This window comes from Achromobacter xylosoxidans (assembly GCF_002192695.1).
Classification (GTDB): Bacteria; Pseudomonadota; Gammaproteobacteria; order Burkholderiales; family Burkholderiaceae_B; genus Achromobacter; species Achromobacter xylosoxidans_C.
On the sequence record NZ_MTLG01000067.1, the window covers coordinates 177,964 to 196,265 of the forward strand.

Consider the following 18,302-nt stretch of genomic DNA (forward strand, 5'->3'; position numbering starts at 1 on the left):
TCTCGGGCGGGATAACGCAGAATGCGAGTTCTGCAATGCAGCAATGCGACAAAGCCCAGCCTGCGTGTTCGAGGCAAATCCACCCAATCGATGCGCACGGAACGCTCATACGCGATCCGGGGCGGGCTTTTTTTTTGTTGAAATCGGGAATGCAATCTATGGATAAGAAAAGCGCTATGTGGCGCAGCGCGGCGGTCGTCACGCTGACGGCATCGGCTCTCACGCTGGCCGCTTGCGGCAAGAAGCAAGACGCTCCCCAGGCGGGCAAGCCCCAGGTAACGGTCGTGACGCTCGCCACGCAGCCCGTTTCGCTGACCACCGAACTGCCTGGCCGCACCTCGCCATTCCGCGTGGCCGAAGTGCGGCCCCAGGTCAATGGCATCGTCCAGAAACGCCTCTTTACCGAAGGCGGCGAGGTCAAGGCGGGCCAGCAGCTCTACCAGATCGATCCCGCCCTCTACCAGGCCAGCCTGGACAGCCAGAAGGCCGCCTTGGCGCGGGCCCAGGCGCAGCAGAAGACCGCCGCGCTGCTGGCCGAGCGCTACAAGCCGCTGGTCGCCACCCGCGCGGTCAGCCAGCAGACCTATGACAACGCCGTCGCCTCGCGCGACCAGGCGGGGGCCGACGTGCTGTCGGCCAAGGCGGCGCTGGACACGGCGCGCATCAACCTGGTCTACACCAAGGTGCTGTCGCCCATCGACGGCATCATCGGCCGTTCGGCGGTGACCGAAGGCGCGCTGGTCACGGCCAACCAGACCACGGCCCTGGCCGCGGTGCAGCAGATCGATCCCATCTATGTCGACGTGACCCAATCCAGCGTCCAGCTGCTGCGCCTGCAGAACGCGCTGGCCAGCGGCCTGCTGAAGAAGGCCGACGGCGAGCAGGCCGCGCTGGTGACGCTGACGCTGGAAGACGGCTCGCAGTACAGCCAGCCGGGCAAGCTGCAGTTCTCCGAAGTCACGGTGGACCAGGGCACGGGCTCGGTCACCTTGCGCGCGGTGTTCCCCAATCCGGACCGCCGCCTGCTGCCGGGCATGTTCGTGCGCGCCCGCCTGGCCGACGGCGTGGCCGCCGACGGCCTGCTGGTGCCGCAGCGCGGCGTGACGCGCAATCAGCGCGGCGTCCCGACGGCGCTGGTGGTCAACGCCAAGAACCAGGTTGAACTGCGTGAACTGAAGACCGACCGCGCCATCGGCGACAAGTGGCTGGTCACCGACGGCCTGGCCGCTGGCGACAAGGTCATCGTGGAAGGCTTGCAGATGGTGCGCCCGGGGGCTGAAGTGGTTGCCACCGAAGCCAGCGCCGCGCAGCCGGCGCAGCAGCCGCAAGCAGCCGCCGCGGCGGCCAAGCAGTAGTAGTCAGGAGCCTTGCATGGCAAAGTTTTTTATCGATAGACCCGTATTCGCATGGGTGATCGCGATCGTGCTGATGATGGCCGGCGCGCTGTCCATCCTGAAGCTGCCGGTCTCCCAATACCCCAACATCGCGCCGCCGGCCATCGGCATCGCGGTGACCTACCCGGGCGCGTCCGCGCAGACCGTGCAGGACACCGTGGTGCAGGTCATCGAGCAGCAGATGAACGGCCTGGACGGCTTGCAGTACATCTCCTCGGAAAGCAACTCCGACGGCAGCATGTCCATCACCCTGACCTTCACGCAGGGCACCAACCCTGACACCGCGCAGGTCCAGGTGCAGAACAAGCTGTCGCTGGCGCAGCCGCTCCTGCCGCAGGAAGTGCAGCAGCAGGGCATCCGCGTCACCAAGGCCACCAAGAACTTCCTGATCGTGGCGGGCTTCGTGTCCACCGACGGCTCGATGACCAAGGACGACCTGGCCGACTACGTCGCCTCCTACGTCCAGGATCCCATCAGCCGCACGCAGGGCGTGGGCGACTTCCAGCTGTTCGGCTCGCAGTACGCGATGCGCATCTGGCTGGATCCGGCCAAGCTCGTCAACTACGGCCTGACCACGGTCGACGTCGTGACGGCGATCAAGGAACAGAACGTGCAGGTGTCGTCCGGCCAGCTCGGCGGCCTGCCGTCCGTGCGCGGCCAGCAACTGAACGCCACCATCATCGGGCCGTCGCGCCTGGAGAAGGCGGAAGACTTCGGCCGCATCCTGCTCAAGGTCAACCCGGACGGTTCGCAAGTGCGCCTGGGCGATGTGTCCACCATCGAGCTGGGCGGCCAGACCTACGCTATCGACAGCTTCTACAACGGCAAGCCGGCCTCGGGCCTGGCGGTCAAGCTGGCGCCGGGCGCCAACGCGCTGGATACGGCCCAGGCGGTGCGCGACACCATCAACAACCTGAAGCCTTACTTCCCGCCGGGCATGGACGTCGTCTATCCGTACGACACCACGCCGTTCGTCAGCCTGTCGATCCATGAGGTGTTCAAGACGCTGATCGAGGCCATCATCCTGGTCTTCCTGGTGATGTACCTGTTCCTGCAGAACTTCCGCGCCACCATCATCCCGACGCTGGCGGTGCCGGTGGTGCTGCTGGGCACGTTCGGCGTGCTGGCGGCGTTCGGCTATTCCATCAATACCCTGACCATGTTCGGCATGGTGCTGGCCATCGGCCTCTTGGTCGACGACGCCATCGTGGTGGTGGAAAACGTCGAGCGCGTGATGGCTGAAGAGGGCCTGTCGCCCAAGCAGGCCACCCGCAAGTCCATGTCCCAGATCACCGGCGCCCTGATCGGCATCGCCATGGTGCTGGCGGCCGTGTTCATTCCCATGGCCTTCTTCGGCGGGTCCACGGGCGTGATCTACCGCCAGTTCTCCATCACCATCGTGTCCTCCATGGTGCTGTCCGTGATCGTGGCCATCGTGTTCACGCCGGCCCTGTGCGCGACCCTGCTCAAGCCCATCCCCAAGGGCCATCACGGCGCCAAGAAGGGCTTTTTCGGCTGGTTCAACCGGAGCTTCGAGCGCAGCAGCAACGGCTACGCCAATACCGTCGCGCGCGGCCTGAACCGCAGCAAGCGCCTGATGGTGATCTACCTGGCGCTGGTTCTTGCCATGGGCTGGATGTTCACCCGCATCCCGACCGCCTTCCTGCCGGATGAGGACCAGGGCATTCTGTTCGCCCAGATCCAGACGCCCGCCGGCGCCACGGCGGAAGCCACCAAGGCCGTCATCGACGACGCCACCAAGTACTTGCTGACCGAGGAAAAGGACGCCGTCACCTCGGTGTTCGCGGTCAACGGCTTCAACTTCGGCGGCCGCGGCCAGAACGCGTCCATCCTGTTCATCAAGCTGCGCGATTGGGAAGAACGCGGCGACGCCCGCCTCAAGGCCGGCGCCGTGGCGCAGCGCGCCAACGCGCACTTCCGCAAGACGGAGCGCCGCGGGCAATTGTTCGTGGTGCCGCCGCCATCCGTGATGGAGCTGGGCAACGTCACCGGCTTCGACTTCCAGCTGATGGACCGCGCCGGCGTGGGCCACGAGAAGCTGCTTGCCGCGCGCAACCAGCTGCTGGGCGAAGCCGCCAAGAGTCCGGTCCTGCAGGGCGTGCGCCCCAACGGCATCGAAGACGCGCCGCAGTACCAGCTGGACATCGACCGCGAGAAGGCGCGAGCCCTGGGCGTGGCCGTCTCGGACATCAACAGCACGCTGGCCACGGCCTGGGGTTCGTCGTACGTCAACGACTTCATCGACCGCGGCCGCGTGAAGAAGGTGTTCGCGCAGGGCGAGGCGTCGTCGCGCATGCTGCCGGAAGACCTGGACAAATGGTACGTGCGCAACAAAGAGGGCGACATGGTCCCGTTCTCGGCGTTCGCCAAGGCCACCTGGAGCTACGGTCCGCAAAAGCTGAACCGCTACAACGGCGTGCCGTCGTACAACATCCAGGGCCAGGCGGCGCCGGGCTACAGCTCGGGCGCGGCCATGGAAGAAATGGAGCGCATTGCAGGCAAGCTGCCGGTGGGCGTGGGCTTTGAATGGACCGGCCTGTCGTTCGAAGAACGCCTGTCCGGCGCCCAGGCGCCCGCGCTGTACGCGATCTCGCTGATCGTGGTGTTCCTGTGCCTGGCGGCCTTGTACGAAAGCTGGACGATCCCGTCCGCGGTGATGCTGGTGGTGCCGCTGGGCATCATCGGGGCCTTGCTCGCCACCATGCTGCGGGGCCTGTCCAACGACGTGTACTTCCAGGTGGGCCTGCTCACAACCATCGGCCTGGCGGCCAAGAACGCCATCCTGATCGTGGAGTTCGCCAAGGAACACTACGAGCAGGGCGCCAGCCTGACGGAATCGGCCATCCACGCCGCGCGCCAGCGCCTGCGTCCCATCCTGATGACGTCGCTGGCGTTCATCCTGGGCGTGACGCCGCTGGCGATCTCGTCGGGCGCCGGTTCGGGCAGCCAGAACGCCATCGGCACGGGCGTGATCGGCGGCATGCTGACCGGTACCTTCCTGGCCATCTTCTTCGTTCCGGCCTTCTTCGTGATCATGCTGCGCGTCTTCAAGGTCAAGCGCATGAGCGAAAACGTCGACGTGCACGATACCAGCGTCAACGGTACGCAGGGCGTCTCGACCGAGGGCCAACCGCAATGACATTTCCGATGAGAACCTTGCTGTCTGTTTCCCTGGCGGCGGCCCTGGCGGGCTGCTCGCTGGCCCCCACCTACGAACGGCCGGACGCGCCGGTCGATGCGGCCTATCCCACGGGTCCGTCCTACCAGGCGGCCCAGCCCGCCGACGCGGGCGGCCTCTTGACCGCCGACATCGGCTGGCGCGATTTCTTCGGCACGGATCCGCTGCTGCAACAGCTGATCGAGCAGTCGCTGGCGAACAACCGCGACCTGCGCGTGGCGGCCTTGAACGTCGAGGCGGCGCGCGCCCAGTACCGCATCCAGCGCGCCGACCTGATGCCCAGCATCGGCATCGCCGGCCAGGAAACGGCCCAGCGTTCGCCGGCCGACATGTCGGCCAGCGGCCGCGCCACCACCAGCCACAGCTACCAGGTCGGCGCCGCCATGTCGGCCTGGGAACTGGACCTGTTCGGACGCATCCGCAGCCTGAGCGACAAGGCGCTGGAATCCTATCTGGCGCTGGACGAAACCCGCACGGCGACCCAGCTGACGCTGATCGCCGAAGTGGCCAACGCCTACCTGACCCTGCGCGCCGACCAGGAACTCCTGAGCCTGACGCGCGACACGCTCAAGAGCCAGCAGGATTCCTTCAAGCTTACGCAGCAGAGCTATGACCAGGGCCTGTCCACGGCGCTGGACCTGAGCCAGGCGGAAGTGTCGCTGCGCACCGCCGAGCGCAACCTGTCGCAGTACACGCGCCAGGCCGCGCAGGACCGCAATGCGCTGGTCCTGCTGGTGGGCCAGCCGCTGTCGCCCGAGATGACGGCGGCGCTGGACAACGCGGTCAAGCTCGACGATTCCATGTTGCCGACCACCTTGCCCGCCGGCCTGCCGTCGGACCTGCTGGCCCGCCGTCCGGACATCCGCTCGGCCGAGCACCAGTTGAAGGGCGCCAACGCCAATATCGGCGCGGCGCGCGCGGCGTTCTTCCCGACCATCAGCCTGACCGGCTCGGCCGGCACCGCCAGCGCCAGCCTGGGCGGCCTGTTCGAAGGCGGCTCGGGCGCCTGGAGCTTCGTGCCCCAGATCACCGTGCCGATCTTCGCGGGCGGCTCGCTGCTTGCCGGCCTGGACCTGGCCAAGGTGCAGAAGAACATCCAGGTTGCGCAATACGAGAAATCGATCCAGACGGGTTTCCGCGAAGTGGCGGACGCCCTGGCCGGGCGCGGCACCCTGGACGAGCAGATCCAGGCGCAGCGCCTCCTGGTGGCTGCCAACCAGCGCGCCTATGACGCGTCGGACCAGCGTTTCCGCCAAGGCATCGACGACTACCTGAGCGTGCTGGACTCGCAGCGTTCGCTGTACACCGCGCAGCAGGCCCTGGTGGACACGCGCCGGGCCAGGCTGTCCAACCTGGTCACCTTGTACAAGGTGCTGGGCGGCGGCTGGACCGAACGCACGGTAACCGCGCAGGCCCAGCAGCAATAAGGGCAGGCAAAAAAAGGGCCGATCGAAAGATCGGCCCTTTTTCATTTCAGATCCAGCAGGACCTCAGGTGCGTTTCTTGGCGATCAGGCCCACCACGAACAGCACGACGATCGCGCCTACGACCGATCCGATCCAGCCGGCGGGTTCGCCCGGTGCGTACCAGCCCAGCGATTGGCCCAGGAAGCCGGCGACGACCGAACCGACGATACCCAGGATGGTGGTCATGATGATCCCCATGTTCTGGTCTCCGGGCATGATGGCGCGGGCGATCAGGCCCACGACGAACCCGACGATGATCATGATGATGATGCTCATGCGCGTACTCCTTGCTGGAAGTAAAAGGGGGCAGTGTGGCTAGATGATACCCACGCGCCGCGCGCAGCGGTTGTAACAACTGGTGTATGGCGCGGGCAGGCAACATATGCGTCCCGCGCAGGCTGGCGCTCAGGACGTCAGGTCGATCAACTGGCGCACGTCCTTGGTCATGGCTTCGATGCTGTCGGTGTCGGAAGCCAGCAAGCGCGCCTTGCCGTCCTTGTCGAATACATACACGCCGCGGCTGTGCGTGACTTCGTACATGTCGGCGTCGTCGCCCGGGCGCGGCTTCTCGATCTGGTAGGCCACGCGATAGCGGCGCGCCAGGTCCGCGATCTGCTTCTCGTCGCCGGTCACGCCGATGGCGTTGTTGTTGAAGGCGTTGACGTAGGCCTGCAGGATGTCCGGCGTATCGCGGTGCGGGTCCACGCTGACGAACAGGATGCGTACATCCTGGGCCTTGTCGCCCAGGTTCTGCAGCACGGCGGTCAACTGCGCCATGGTGGTCGGGCAGATGTCGGGGCAACTGGCATAGCCGAAGAACAGCAGCACCGTCTTGCCCTTCAGGTCGTCGCTGCTGACCATCTTGCCGCCCGCGCCGGGCAGCGAGAACTTCAGGTCGGGCAGGTGCCCCTTCACGTTGTACAGGGTCCAGTCGACGTTCCTGTCGCCGCAGGCAGCGAGAAACACGCACAGGGTCAGCAGCAGGCTGCGCAGGGCGCGGCCGGAAATGAGGTGTCGCATGAGTCCAAGGGCCGGTAGGGGGTAAACCTTTTGATTCTACCCGCAAGGCGCGGGCAGGGCAGAGCGGGGAGGGGCGCCGACTCGGGGCGGCTTGTCCTGGCGCAAGCCAAGGGGGGCGGGACTGGCTCGCCCACTTGTAAAGCTTTGTCTGTTTATTGTTTGGAAGTGGCGAATTCGCCTGACCCGTTGCCGTGGCTGCCGCTACATTCAGGACCGTGTCAGATTTCAGAATCCAGAGGCGCCACATATGGACATGCCAGTCAGGAATTCCTTGGGCTATCCCTACTATCCCTATTACCCCGTCGTGCTCGACATCCTGCGCAGCCGCCTGGCGGATTCGGTATTGGACGCGCCTTGCGGACTAGGCTGGCTGGGCGACATGCTGCCCGCCGCCAGCGGCCGGCGGGTCGATATCGACGGCGTGGGCCTGTGGGAGTTTCCCCCGGCGGACGGCGGCTACCGCCGCGTGACGGAGCACGACCTGGAAACGCCGTTGACGGTTGCCGAACCCTATGACGCCGTGGTCTGCTGCGAGGCGATCCATTTGCTGACCAACCCCGGCGTGCTGGTACAGAGCCTTTACCGCGCGCTGCGCCCGGGCGGCACCCTGATCATCACCACGCCCAACACCTGGTATTTCCGTTCGCGCCTGCAGTTCCTGCTGCGCGGCTTCCATTCGGGCTTCCGGCCCATGGTGGGACGGCAGCGCGGCGAGGATTACGTCACGTACTTTCCCTGGAGCTTTCCGCAGCTGCACCTGCTGTTCAAGCACTATGGTTTCACGGACATCAGCTTGCACGACGTGGACGAGAACAAGCCCAAACGCATGATGGAGCATGTGCTGGCCGTGCCGTCGCGGCTGTACTACGGCCGCCGGCTCAGGCAGGCGCAGGACGAGGAAAGCCGCCGCTACTGGAAGCAGGCCGGTTCAGACCAGTCCGTGCACGGGCGCTGGCTGGTGATGTCGGCGCGCCGTCCAGTCGACGCCGCATAGAAAACGGCCCGCCAGGGCGGGCCGTCGGGTCGCGACTTGGCAGCGGACGCTCAGGCGGGTGTCATGCCGCTATGGCGCAGCAGGGCATCGATGCGCGGCGCGCGTCCGCGAAAGGCCGCGAAGGACTCGGCCGCCGGGCGCGAGCCGCCCACGGCCAGCACTTCACGCCGGAAGCGCGCGCCGGTTTCCGGGTCCAGCGTGCCCAGCGCGTTGCCGGCCTGGCGCGCCGCGGCTTCCTCGAAGGCTTCGTAGGCGTCGGCCGACAGCACTTCCGCCCACTTGTAGCTGTAGTAGCCCGCGCCGTAGCCGCCCGCGAACAGGTGCGAGAAGGCATGCGGCAGGCGGTGCCAGGCCGGCGGGAACAGCACGGCCACTTCCTGGCGCACTTCCTGCAGCAGGGCCAGCACTTCGGCAATGGAGATGCCCTGGGCGCGGTCATGCATCAGCATGTCGAACAGCGCAAACTCGATCTGGCGCACGGTCTGCATGCCGCTCTGGTAGTTGCGGGCGGCGACCAGGCGGTCGTAGAGCGCGCGCGGCAGGGGCTCGCCCGTGTCGACGTGGGCGGACAGCTTCTGCACCACTGCCCATTCCCAGCAGAAGTTCTCCATGAACTGCGAGGGCAGTTCGATGGCGTCCCATTCCACGCTGGCGAAGGCCGCCGCGCCGGGCTCGTCCACTTCGGACAGCAGGGCGTGCAGCGCATGGCCGGTTTCATGGAACAGCGTGATGACGTCGTCATGCGTCAGGACCGCGGGCTTGTCGCCGTTGGGGCGCGAGAAGTTGCAGGTCAGGTAGGCGATGGGCGTCTGCAGCTTGCCGTCCACGACGCGGCGCGTGCGCTCGCTGTCGACCCAGGCGCCGCTCTGCTTGCCGGCGCGGGCGTACAGGTCCAGGTACAGGTAGCCGATGAGTTCGCCCTTGGGGCTTTCCACGCGCACGCCGCGCACGTCGCCGTGCCAGGACGACACCGGCGTTTGCGCCAGGCGCACGTCGAACAGGGTTTCGATGACCTCGAACAGGCCCGACAGCACGCGCGGCTCGGTGAAGTACTGCTTCACCTCGTCTTCGGAATAGGCGTAGCGCGATTCGCGCAGACGCTCGGAAGCGTAGGCCACGTCCCAGGGCTGCAGGTCGTCCAGGCCCAGCTCGCCGGTGGCGTAGGCCTTCAATTCCGCCAGGTCGCGCTGGGCGTAGGGCTTGGCGCGCGCGGCCAGGTCGCGCAGGAACACGGTGACTTCCTGGGCGTCGCGCGCCATGCGGGTCTGCAGGCGCAGCGCGGCGAAGGTGCCCAGGCCGAGCAGGCCGGCTTCCTCGGCGCGCAGGGACAGCAGCTCTTCGATGAGGGGAGAGTTGTCGAACTTGCCTTCGCCGTGTTCCGACGCCACCGTGCCATAGCCGCGGTACAGCGCCTCGCGCAGCGAGCGGTCCTGGGCGTACTGCATCACCGGCAGGTAGCACGGCATCTTCAGCGTCAGCTTCCAGCCCGGCTTGCCGTCTTCCTCGGCGGCGGCGCGGGCGGCGGCCTGTACGTCGGCCGGAATGCCGGCCAGGCGGGCTTCGTCCTCGACCAGCAGCGACCAGGCGTCGATCGAATCCAGCACGTTTTCGGAGAACTTCTGTGAAGCCTGCGCTTCGCGATCGGAAATGGCGGCGTAGCGTTCGCGGTCCGCGCCTTGCAGCTCCACGCCGCTCAGGCGGAAGTCGCGCAGCGCCATTTCCACGATGCGGCGGCGCACCGGCGTCCAGGACGCGAAATCGGGGGCGGCGGCCAGGCGCTGATACTGCTTGTACAAGCCTTCGTGCAAGCCGACCCAGGTGGAGAATTCCGTCACCAGGGGCAGGGCGGCGTTATAGGCTTCGCGCAGCTCCGGCGTGTTGACCACGGCATTCAGGTGGCCAGCCACCGACCAGGCGCGCCACAGGCGCTCCGAGGCGGTATCCAGCGGCTCGACCACGGCTTCCCAGGTGGGCGCCAGCGCGGCATCGGCGGCGCGATCCACCGCCTGGCGGGCGATGCCCAGCAATTCCTCGACCGCGGGCACGATGTGTCCGGGCTTGACGGCCGCATAGTCGACGAGGTCGGAAACAGGGGCGAGCAGGGGATTCTGGGTCATGGTGTTACAGGCTGGGAAGAGGTGGGCGGCGCCACGGCGCCGGCAAGGGCATGGGAATCAGGTGAGGGCGATCTGCCCGAAAGCAAGGGCGGATCGCGCTACCCGTCCCGCGGCCAGGCAGGCCGCGGGCGCATCGGCCGTCAGGCTGCGGCGCGTTCGGCCGCTTCGATGGTGTTGACCAGCAGCATGGCGATGGTCATGGGGCCCACGCCGCCCGGAACGGGCGTGATGGCGCCGGCCACTTCCTTGGCCGAGGCGAAGTCCACGTCGCCGCACAGCTTGCCGTCGGTGCCGCGGTTGATGCCGACGTCGATGACGACGGCGCCAGGCTTGATCATCGAACCGTCGATCATGCCGGGCTTGCCGGTGGCGACCACCAGCACGTCGGCGCGGCGGGTCTGAGCCGCCAGGTCGCGCGTCTTGGAATTGCAGATGGTGATGGTGGCGCCGGCCTGCAGCAGCAGCATCGCCATGGGCTTGCCGACGATGTTGCTGGCGCCCACGATCACGGCTTCGGCGCCGCGCAGCGTCACGCCTTCCGATTCCAGCATCTTCATCACGCCATAGGGCGTGCAGGGGCGGAACAGGGGCTGGCCGGTCATGAGCAGGCCGGCGTTGCTGACATGGAAGCCGTCCACGTCCTTCTCGGCCGCGATGGCTTCAATGACCTTGTGCGAGTCCATGTGCTTGGGCAGCGGCAACTGCACCAGGATGCCGTGGATGGTCGGGTCCTGGTTCAGGATGGCGATGCGGGCCAGCAGTTCGGCCTCGCTCATGTCCGCGGGGTACTGTTCCTTGACGGAGTGCAGGCCGGCCTTTTCGCAGGCGGCAACCTTGTTGCGGACATACACCTGGGAGGCGGGGTCTTCACCCACCAGCACCACGGCCAGGCCGGGGCGGGTGCCCTTGGCGGCCAGGGCTGCAACGCGTTGGGCAGCTTCTTCGCGAATGCGCGCCGACAGGGCCGCGCCGTCGATAATTCTAGCGGTCATGCCGTTGCCTCGGGTTTGGCCAAGGCCACTTTCATCAAATCAGCTACGGTGGTCACTTCAAGTTTTTCCATGATGTTGGCGCGGTGCGCCTCTACGGTCTTGATGCTGATGCCCAGGTCGTCGGCGATCTGCTTGTTCAAGCGGCCGGCGACGATGCGCTCCAGCACCTGCTGCTCGCGCGCGGTCAGGCGCGCCAGCATGGCTTCGTGGTCTTTCTGGGCCTGGTGCTTGCTCACGCGCTGCGTGGCCTGCTCCAGCATGCGCGCCACGATCTCGCGCAAATCGGATTCATTGAAGGGCTTTTCCAGGAAGTCGACCGCGCCTTTCTTCATGGTGGACACGGCCATCGGCACGTCGCCGTGGCCGGTGATGAACACGATGGGCAGCGGGGCATTGCGGGCGATCAACTGTTCCTGCAGCTCCAGGCCGCTCATGCCGGGCATGCGCACGTCGGCGATCAGCACCCCGATCTGGCCGGCGTCGTAGTCTTCCAGGAAGGATTCGCCGCTGGCGTAGGCGCGGACGCGATAGCCATTGGCCTCCAACAGCCAGCGCAGCGAATCGCGGACCGCTTCGTCGTCGTCAACAATGAAAACCGTGCTCGACAGGTGGGGCGTGTTCATGCGTGCAACTCCTCGGACTGATCGTTCTGGGCCTGCGACTGGGGTGCAGCGCAGGGCAGGGTAAAGCGGAAAATGGTGCCGCCGGCGGGGTTGGGGTCTGCCCACAAGCGGCCATGGTGCGATTCAATAATGGTACGGCAGATATTCAGCCCCATGCCCAGGCCCTGGGTCTTGGTGCTGAAGAAGGGTTCGAACAGGCGCTCGGGTTCGGCCAGGCCGTGGCCGCGATCGACCACCGCGACCTCGATGTGCTGTTCATGCAGGATCACGGCGACCTTGAGTTCGTCGGATTCGCTCTTTTCCATGGCCTCCAGCCCGTTCTTCAGCAGGTTCAGCAGCACCTGCTCGATCAGGATGGGGTCGGCCAGCACGTCCGGCGCATTCGACGGCACGAAACGGTCGATGCGGATGCGGCGCTTGCGGGCGTCGATCTCGGCGAAGCCGATGGCATTGTCCACGATCCGGCTGATGGCCACGCGCTGGCGGCGGGGCTCGCTGCGCTTCACGAACTCGCGGATGCGGCTGATGATCTTGCCGGCGCGCTCGGCCTGCGAGGCGGCTTTTTCCAGGGCAGGCAGCAGCATGTTGGGGCTGGTGTGGCCGGCCTTGACCAGGGCGACGGCGCCCATGCTGTAGTTGGCGATGGCGGTCAGCGGCTGGTTCAGTTCGTGCGCCAGCGACGAAGCCATTTCGCCCATGGTGGTCAGGCGGCTGGTGAGCTGGATCTTTTCCTGCTGCACGCGCGAGGCCTCTTCGTGCACGCGGCGCTCGGTGATGTCGCGCGCCACCTGCATGCGCACGCGGCGGCCGTCGGTCCAGGCCAGCATGCGGTGGTGCACTTCGAACCAGCGCTGCACCGAGGGCGCGAACACTTCCACGGACTCGTCGGTGAAGCGGCCGCGGCGGCCGGCCAGCAGCTCGTCGTGGCCGCCGGTCTGGGCGCCGAACACGCGGCGGTAGGTGCGGTTGGCGAACAGCAGCTCCAGGCCGTCGTGGGTGTCAGCGGTGACCGAGATGGCGTCGTCCAGGCCTTCCAGCACTGTCATGAAGCGCTCGTGCGCGGCCGTCAGGGCCTCGCGGATGCGCTTAGGTTCGGTGATGTCGGTCATGGAGGTCATCCAGCCGATCTGGTTGCCGTTGGGGTCCAGCAGCGGGGACACATACATGCGCGCCGTGAAGCGCGAGCCGTCGCGGCGCTGCGCCTCGACCTCCAGGCCGCTGCTGGGCGTCTTGCCGGACATCAGCACGTCCAGGGTGTGCTGGTGCTGTTCATGGCGGCCCGGCACCCAATAAGGGAAGGGCGGGCTGCGGCCGATCAGGTCCGCCTCGTTCCAGCCGATCATGCGGCAGAAGGCCGGGTTCACGTAGGCGATGCGGCCCTCCATGTCCAGCACGCGCATGCCGGTGGACATGGAGTTCTCCATGGCGCGCCGGAAGCCGGTCTCGGCGATCAGGGCGGCTTCGGCCGCCGAACGGAAACGGGTATAGCGCCACAGCATCAGCAGGCTGATGACGATCACACAGGACAGGGCCAGCACCACCCAGATCAGACGCTGCTGGCGCATTTCCTGGTCGATGGTGACAAACATGACACTGTCGTCATGGATGCGCTGCAGCCAGAAAAACACCGCCATCACACAGATATAGAGGATCAGCACCATCGCTGGCGTGACCCAGTACACCCCGCGTCGGCGAGTGCGGGCGTGATCGTGGAACGGCGTAGGAATATTGGACTTGGGCGCGCTGGACATGGAATTCGGGCCGGATAGACCGCGCATTTTAGTGCGTGTTGGCAGGGATTTGCCGGGAATCGACTCGTCCTTTTGGAGTACCTAAGTAAAAGTATGACGCCAAAGCGTTCAGCTGGCTTTAAATTTTTCGCATTATGAAATGCCGTACCGCAACATGAAATTTTTCTTGCGACCGGTTAACCTTCTTTCTTAGAATGCCCGCTGATAGGGAACCGACCCAGTAGCAGGTCTCTAGAACAACCCGACCCCATGCATTGCATGGTAGCCCGGATGATCCCGGCTACCATGCAATGTCCGCGAGTAGACAAGTAAGCGGGTGCGGTCACGAACAATCCAACAGGAGACACACGATGTCCTCTTACGCCCAGGCTGGCGCCGTACAGGCTGCCAACGACGAAGACACCCTTGAAACCCAGGAGTGGCTCGAAGCCCTGGCGGCTGTCCTTGATCGTGAAGGACCGCAGCGCGCCCACTATCTGCTCGAACGCCTGATCGACGAAGCCCGCCGTTCCGGCGCGCATATCCCGTTCTCGCCCAACACCGCCTACGTCAACACGATTCCCCCCGGCCTGGAGCCGGCCCACCCGGGCAACCTGGAGCTGGAATCGCGCATCCGCTCGTACGTGCGCTGGAACGCCATGGCCATGGTGGTCAAGGCCAACAAGCACAACCCGCCGGACGGCGGCGACCTGGGCGGCCACATTGCCTCCTTCGCCTCGCTGGCCACCATGATCGGCTGCGGCCAGAACCACTTCTGGCACGCCGAAGACGAAAACCACGGCGGTGACCTGGTCTATTTCCAGGGCCACACCTCGCCCGGCATGTATGGCCGCGCCTACCTCGAAGGCCGCCTGACCGAAGACCAGCTGAACCACTTCCGCCAGGAAGTGGACGGCAAGGGCCTGTCGTCCTACCCGCATCCGAAGCTGATGCCGGACTTCTGGCAGTTCCCGACGGTGTCGATGGGCCTGGGCCCGCTGATGGCCATCTACCAGGCCCGCTTCCTGAAGTACCTGCACGCCCGCGGCATCGCCGACACCAGCAAGCGCAAGGTCTGGGTGTTCTGCGGCGACGGCGAAATGGACGAACCCGAATCGCTGGGCGCCATCGCCCTGGCCGCCCGCGAAAAGCTGGACAACCTGATCTTCGTCATCAACTGCAACCTGCAGCGCCTGGACGGCCCGGTGCGTGGCAACGGCAAGATCATCCAGGAACTCGAAGGCGACTTCCGCGGTTCGGGCTGGAACGTGATCAAGCTGATCTGGGGCGGCTACTGGGATCCGCTGCTGGCGCACGACAAGGAAGGCATCCTGCGCAAGATCATGGAAGACACCGTCGACGGCGAGTACCAGGCGTACAAGGCCAACGACGGCAAGTTCGTGCGCGAACACTTCTTCGGCAAGCACCCGAAGCTGCTGGAAGCCGTGTCGCGCATGAGCGACGAAGACATCTGGCGCCTGAACCGCGGCGGCCATGACCCGCACAAGGTGTACGCCGCGTTCAACGCCGCCGCCACCCACGAGGGCCAGCCCACCGTCATCCTGGCCAAGACCATCAAGGGCTACGGCATGGGCCACGTCGGCCAGGCCAAGAACCCGACCCACCAGCAGAAGAAGCTGGAGCTGGACTCGATCCGCGAATTCCGCGACCGTTTCGGCATCCCGATCCCGGACGACCAGCTGGCCGACCTGCCGTACTTCAAGCCGGCCGAAGACTCGCCCGAAATGAAGTACCTGCACGAGCGCCGCGCCGCGCTGGGCGGCTACCTGCCGCGCCGCCGCGCCAAGGCCGACGAACATCTCAAGGCCCCGGCGCTGGACGCCTTCAAGGCCGTGCTGGAACCCACCGCCGAAGGCCGTGAAATCTCCACCACCCAAGCCTTCGTGCGCATCCTGAACCAGGTGCTGCGCGACAAGGAACTGGGTCCGCGCGTCGTGCCGATCCTGGCCGACGAATCGCGTACCTTCGGCATGGAAGGCCTGTTCCGCCAGATCGGCATCTACGCGCCGGAAGGCCAGAAGTACACCCCGGTCGACAAGGACCAGGTCATGTACTACAAGGAAGCGGCCGACGGCCAGCTCCTGCAGGAAGGCATCAACGAAGCGGGCGCGATGAGCTCCTGGATTGCGGCGGCCACGTCGTACTCCTCGAACAACCGCATCATGATCCCGTTCTTCATCTACTACTCGATGTTCGGGTTCCAGCGCATCGGCGACCTGGCCTGGGCCGCCGGCGACATGCAGGCGCGCGGCTTCCTCTTGGGCGGCACCGCCGGGCGCACCACGCTCAACGGCGAAGGCCTGCAGCACGAGGACGGCCACAGCCACATCCTGGCCTCCACCATCCCGAACTGCGTCTCGTACGACCCGACCTTCGGCCATGAACTGGCCGTGATCATCCAGCATGGCTTGAAGCGCATGGTGGAAGACCAGGAAAACGTCTACTACTACCTGACGGTGATGAACGAAAACTACCCGCAGCCCGGTCTGACCCAGGGCGACGAGGAAGGCATCATCAAGGGCATGTACAAGCTCAAGTCGCACGGCAAGGGCAAGAACCGCGTGCAGCTGATGGGTTCGGGCACCATCCTGCGCGAAGTCATGGCCGCGCAAGAGCTGCTGGAAGCCGACTGGGGCGTGGCCTCGGACCTCTGGAGCGTCACCAGCTTCACGGAACTGCGCCGCAACGGCCTGGACGCCGAGCGCCACAACATGCTGCACCCCGACGAGAAGAAGCCGCAGGTGGCTTACGTCACGGAACAGCTGGCCAAGACGGACGGCCCGATCATCGCGTCGACCGACTACATGAAGCTCTTCGCCGACCAGATCCGTCCGTTCGTGCCCAAGGGCCGCGAATACAAGGTGCTGGGCACCGACGGCTTCGGCCGCTCGGATTTCCGCTCGAAGCTGCGCGAGCACTTCGAAGTGGACCGTCACTTCGTCGTGGTCGCCGCGCTGCGCGCGCTGGCCGACGAAGGCAAGGTGCCGGTCGTCAAGGTGGCCGAAGCCATCAAGAAGTACGGCATCAATCCGAACAAAGCCAACCCGCAATACGCCTGAGGGTAAAGAGACATGAGCAACATCGTGCAAATCAAGGTTCCCGACATCGGCGACTTCAAGGAAGTGGAAGTCATCGAAGTGCTGGTGGCGGTGGGCGACACGATCAAGGCTGAACAAAGCCTGATCACCGTCGAATCCGACAAGGCCTCGATGGAAATCCCCGCGTCGCAAGGCGGCGTGGTGAAGTCGATCAGCGTGAAGGTGGGCGACAAGGTTGCCGAAGGCACGGTCGTGCTGGAAGTGGAAGCGGCGGGCGCGGGCGAGGCTGCGGCCCCCGCGGCTGCGCCGGCCAAGGCTGAGGCTCCCAAGGCTGAAGCCAAGGCTGCCGCGCAACCGGCCGCCGCGGCTGCTGCTCCGGCAGCGCCGGCTGCTGCCAGCGGCCCCGTGAACATCGAAGTGCCCGACATCGGCGACTTCAAGGAAGTCGAAGTCATCGAAATCATGGTCGCGGTGGGCGACACGATCAAGGCCGAACAAAGCCTGATCACCGTCGAGTCCGACAAGGCCTCGATGGAAATCCCCGCCTCGCAAGGCGGCGTGGTCAAGGAAGTGAAGGTCAAGGTCGGCGACAAGGTCGCCAAGGGTTCGGTCGTGGTCGTGGTGGAGGGCGCCGCGCCCGCCGCCGCTGCCGCCGCAGCCCCGGCTCCGGCCGCGAAGGCTGAAGCCGCTGCCGCTCCCGCCGCCAAGGCCGAAGCGCCGGCGCCTGCCGCGCAGCGTCCGGCTCCTGCCGCCGCGCTCGAAGACGCCGACCTCAAGCCGGGCCAGCTGCCGCACGCTTCGCCCTCGGTGCGCAAGTTCGCGCGCGAACTGGGCGTCAACCTGAGCAAGGTCAAGGGCTCCGGTCCCAAGGACCGCATCACCGCCGACGACGTGCGCGGTTTCGTCAAGCAGGCGCTGGCCGCCGGCCCCGCAGCTTCGGCTTCGGGCGGTTCGGCCGATGGCGCCGCGCTGGGCCTGTTGCCGTGGCCCAAGGTCGACTTCACCAAGTTCGGTCCGATCGAAGCCAAGCCGCTGTCGCGCATCAAGAAGATCTCCGGCGCGAACCTGCACCGCAACTGGGTCATGATCCCGCACGTCACCAACAACGACGAAGCGGACATCACCGACCTGGAAGCGCTGCGCGTCACGCTGAACAAGGAAAACGAGAAGTCGGGCATCAAGGTCACGATGCTGGCCTTCCTGATCAAGGCCGTGGTCGCGGCCCTGAAGAAGTTCCCCGAGTTCAACGCCTCGCTGGACGGCGACAACCTGGTGCTCAAGCAGTACTACCACATCGGCTTCGCCGCCGATACGCCCAACGGGCTGGTGGTGCCGGTGATCCGCGATGCCGACAAGAAGGGCATTCTGCAGATCGCCCAGGAAATGACCGACCTGTCCAAGAAGGCGCGCGACGGCAAGATCTCGCCCGCTGAAATGCAGGGCGGCTGCTTCTCGATCTCGTCCCTGGGCGGCATCGGCGGCACCTCGTTCACCCCCATCATCAACGCCCCTGAAGTGGCCATCCTGGGCGTGTCGCGCTCCGCGCACAAGCCCGTCTGGGACGGCAAGCAGTTCGTGCCGCGCCTGATCGTGCCGCTGTCGCTGTCGTACGACCACCGCGTCATCGACGGCGCCTCCGCCGCGCGCTTCAACGCCTATCTGGGCGCCTTGCTGGCCGACTTCCGCCGCATCGCGCTGTAAACGGGGA

The 18,302-nt window shown here is 66.0% G+C and carries 12 protein-coding genes; 6 read left to right on the plus strand and 6 right to left on the minus strand.

Going from position 1 to position 18,302, the window contains the following annotated elements; translation table 11 throughout:
* Positions 1-158: 158 nt before the first annotated feature.
* Genes BRO63_RS12340 through adeC form a run of 3 tightly spaced genes read left to right on the plus strand, consistent with a single transcriptional unit; the run spans position 159 to position 6,020 of the window.
* The gene (locus BRO63_RS12340) at positions 159-1,355 is read left to right on the plus strand and encodes an efflux RND transporter periplasmic adaptor subunit (RefSeq protein ID WP_373557774.1); all 1,197 of its coding nucleotides are present in this window, start codon (positions 159-161) and stop codon (positions 1,353-1,355) included.
* Positions 1,356-1,371: 16 nt separating this feature from the next.
* On the plus strand, positions 1,372-4,554 hold the full coding sequence (locus tag BRO63_RS12345; protein WP_088140074.1) for an efflux RND transporter permease subunit: 3,183 nt from the start codon (positions 1,372-1,374) through the stop codon (positions 4,552-4,554).
* Entirely contained in the window at positions 4,551-6,020 is a 1,470-nt protein-coding gene (gene adeC / locus BRO63_RS12350) for an AdeC/AdeK/OprM family multidrug efflux complex outer membrane factor (RefSeq protein ID WP_088140075.1), read from the plus strand. Before BRO63_RS12345 ends, adeC begins: the two co-directional genes overlap by 4 nt.
* Before the next feature lie 63 nt (positions 6,021-6,083).
* Here the strand turns inward: adeC and BRO63_RS12355 are convergent, their stop codons facing one another.
* Positions 6,084-6,335 (minus strand): GlsB/YeaQ/YmgE family stress response membrane protein, encoded by a 252-nt coding sequence (locus BRO63_RS12355; protein ID WP_088140076.1) that lies wholly within the window; start codon positions 6,333-6,335, stop codon positions 6,084-6,086.
* Between the two features lie 129 nt (positions 6,336-6,464).
* A complete protein-coding gene (locus BRO63_RS12360) occupies positions 6,465-7,079 on the minus strand; it encodes an SCO family protein (RefSeq protein WP_088140077.1) in 615 nt (204 codons plus the stop codon).
* A gap of 247 nt (positions 7,080-7,326) precedes the next feature.
* On the opposite strand from BRO63_RS12360, the gene BRO63_RS12365 reads away from it, so the two are divergent.
* On the plus strand, positions 7,327-8,073 hold the full coding sequence (locus BRO63_RS12365) for a class I SAM-dependent methyltransferase (RefSeq protein WP_179215083.1): 747 nt from the start codon (positions 7,327-7,329) through the stop codon (positions 8,071-8,073).
* A gap of 50 nt (positions 8,074-8,123) precedes the next feature.
* On the opposite strand, the gene BRO63_RS12370 is transcribed toward BRO63_RS12365, so the two are convergent.
* The 4 genes from BRO63_RS12370 to BRO63_RS12385 all read right to left on the minus strand — a co-directional run bounded on the left by BRO63_RS12370 (position 8,124) and on the right by BRO63_RS12385 (position 13,556).
* Positions 8,124-10,190, minus strand: coding sequence for a M3 family metallopeptidase (locus BRO63_RS12370; RefSeq protein WP_088140078.1), 2,067 nt, complete (start codon positions 10,188-10,190; stop codon positions 8,124-8,126).
* A 140-nt stretch (positions 10,191-10,330) separates the two neighbouring features.
* The gene (gene folD, locus BRO63_RS12375) at positions 10,331-11,182 is read right to left on the minus strand and encodes a bifunctional methylenetetrahydrofolate dehydrogenase/methenyltetrahydrofolate cyclohydrolase FolD (protein ID WP_088140079.1); all 852 of its coding nucleotides are present in this window, start codon (positions 11,180-11,182) and stop codon (positions 10,331-10,333) included.
* Positions 11,179-11,805, minus strand: a complete 627-nt coding sequence (locus tag BRO63_RS12380) for a response regulator transcription factor (protein WP_088140080.1) — start codon at positions 11,803-11,805, stop codon at positions 11,179-11,181. The genes folD and BRO63_RS12380 overlap by 4 nt, the downstream gene beginning before the upstream one ends.
* Positions 11,802-13,556, minus strand: a complete 1,755-nt coding sequence (locus BRO63_RS12385; RefSeq protein WP_013393358.1) for a PAS domain-containing sensor histidine kinase — start codon at positions 13,554-13,556, stop codon at positions 11,802-11,804. The genes BRO63_RS12380 and BRO63_RS12385 overlap by 4 nt, the downstream gene beginning before the upstream one ends.
* 350 nt (positions 13,557-13,906) lie before the next feature.
* Between BRO63_RS12385 and aceE the strand changes: the two genes are divergently transcribed.
* The gene (gene aceE, locus BRO63_RS12390) at positions 13,907-16,615 is read left to right on the plus strand and encodes a pyruvate dehydrogenase (acetyl-transferring), homodimeric type (protein WP_088140081.1); all 2,709 of its coding nucleotides are present in this window, start codon (positions 13,907-13,909) and stop codon (positions 16,613-16,615) included.
* A 12-nt stretch (positions 16,616-16,627) separates the two neighbouring features.
* On the plus strand, positions 16,628-18,295 hold the full coding sequence (gene aceF, locus BRO63_RS12395) for a dihydrolipoyllysine-residue acetyltransferase (RefSeq protein WP_088140082.1): 1,668 nt from the start codon (positions 16,628-16,630) through the stop codon (positions 18,293-18,295).
* Positions 18,296-18,302 lie beyond the last annotated feature (7 nt).